Here is a 2,151-nt window from a genome sequence, read left to right as displayed (position 1 = left end):
ATGAAGGCGGTTGGAATGGAACTTCAATGGCGGGGCCTGCTGTATCGGCAGTTGTGGCACTTTTAATTGAAGCAGATGCTAGTTTAACTGTTGATGAATTAGAAGAAATTATTATGAACACAGCAACCCCATTAACAGATGGAGAATATCCTGAATCTCCAAATATGGGATATGGCTATGGATTAGTTAATGCATATGATGCAGTTTCAACGCTTATTACAGGACTTGGAACTTTAGAAGGTCAGGTTACAAAAGAGGGTGACGATTTAGAAGCACCTACTTTTGAACATGAAGCACCTGTAGAAACTTATGCAGGTATGGCTCTCGATTTAACTATCCAGGTAAGCGATAACATTAGTGTTGCATCTGTAGAATTACAGTATCAGGACGCTAATGGTGATGATCATACAGTTGAAGCAGATCGTATTTCAGGGGATTATAAAGCTGGTGAATATGCAGTTTCAATTCCTGGAGACCATATTGATGGTGATTCATTCACATATCAATGGGTTATCAACGATTTCGGAAATAATGAAGTTACCAGTGATGAATATGTTGTAGCAGTTGAGCAAGGAATTACTGTAGGTTATTCTGAAGACTTTGAATCAGCTGCAACTGGCTGGACTTTATTTGGTGAAAATAACAGTTGGGAACGTGGTGTACCAACATCAGGACCAGGGGATGCTGCATCTGGTGAGAATGTTTATGCAACGAACCTGGCTGGAGCGTATGACAGTAGCGCGAATGCTACACTAATGATGCCACCGATTGATTTGCCTGAAGGAGAATCCTACTTGCAGTTTAATCAATGGCATGAATTAGAAAAATATGATTCAGGTAGCGCATATGACTTTGGACATGTTTTCATCTCTACAGATCAGGAAGAATGGACGCAACTTTTACGTGTGGAAGGTCTAACTGATTCTTGGGAAAGTGCTGAGGTAGATTTATCAGAATATAGTGGCCAGCGCGTATATATTGGTTTCAATCTCACAAGTGATGGCAGTGTAACGAGAGATGGCTGGTATATTGATGATGTGGCACTATCCGATACCTCAGAAAGTTCCAGTGCATCATTAGGCGTAGTTCCAGGTAAAGGTTTGGCACTTGGAATTGCAAATGGCAATGGTAAAGCAAAGGGATTGAATAAAGGTAATAATGGTAAAGCAAAAGGATTGAATAAGGGTAACAACGGTCTTGGTCTTGGTTTAATTAATAAAGGCGACAAGGCTGCATTAAAAGACAAAGTCGATCCGGCTAAAATAGTACCTGTATTACCTATTAAAGAAAAGCCACCGGTGGAAGAGGAAGTTATTAATCCAACATTACTTCCAATCGGCGCACAAGTTAGTGTAATTGAAAGTGGACGATCAGTAAATACAGATCCGGAAAATGGAAACTATTCATTACTTCATGCTGCAGGAGAATTTACTGTTCAAGCTGAAGCTTATGGATTCCATTCCGATCAGCAAAACGTAACAATTGCAGCAGATGAAACAACTGAAGCAGATTTCACTTTAGAAGAAATCGATCAGTATACAGTAAGTGGTACAATTACTGATGAAGCAACAAGTGAAATGATTGAAGGGGCAACAGTGCTTCTTGTAGAAGATGCCAACATTACACCTGTCGAAACAGATGGGGATGGTAACTATTCTCTAACTGCGTACGAAGGTACGTACACATTAAAAGTATTAGCAAGTGGTTATCATGGAACAGAGGTTGAGGTTAACCTTGATGGTTCGGATGCCACTGTTGATGTTGCACTTGAGCCATTCTACACAGTTCCGGGCGGAGAGATCGGCTATGATGATGGAACTGCTGAGAACGCACGTGCATTCTATGATGCAGGCAATGGATGGGCAGTGAAAATGTCTTTACCAGAGGGTGAAGAATCCGGTATCGTAACAGATGGTGTATTTCAATTCCATGGTACTGACTGGCCAAGCCCAGGTGGCACAGAGTTTGCTGTAGAAGTTTGGGATGCTACAGGCCCTGATGGTACACCAGGGGAAAAAATAGCAGGCCCTGTTGATGCAGAAGCGACAAGAAGTTTGGATGAATGGACAGTTGTTGACCTGAGAGAACACGCTATTCAAGTGGAAGGCGATTTCTATATGGTATATATCCAAACAGGTGCAAATCCAAACG

General features: G+C 41.5%; 1 protein-coding gene. It reads left to right on the top strand.

The window, feature by feature from the left end; translation table 11 throughout:
- A partial coding sequence (locus CIL05_RS21370) for a carboxypeptidase regulatory-like domain-containing protein (RefSeq protein ID WP_165769189.1) occupies window positions 1-2,151 on the top strand: 2,151 nt, incomplete at both ends.

It is taken from the genome of Virgibacillus profundi (genome assembly GCF_002287375.1).
Lineage (GTDB): Bacteria > Bacillota > Bacilli > Bacillales > Amphibacillaceae > Virgibacillus_K > Virgibacillus_K profundi.
Note: the sequence above shows the minus strand (reverse complement) of the source record. Positions and strands in the feature narration are given on the sequence as shown.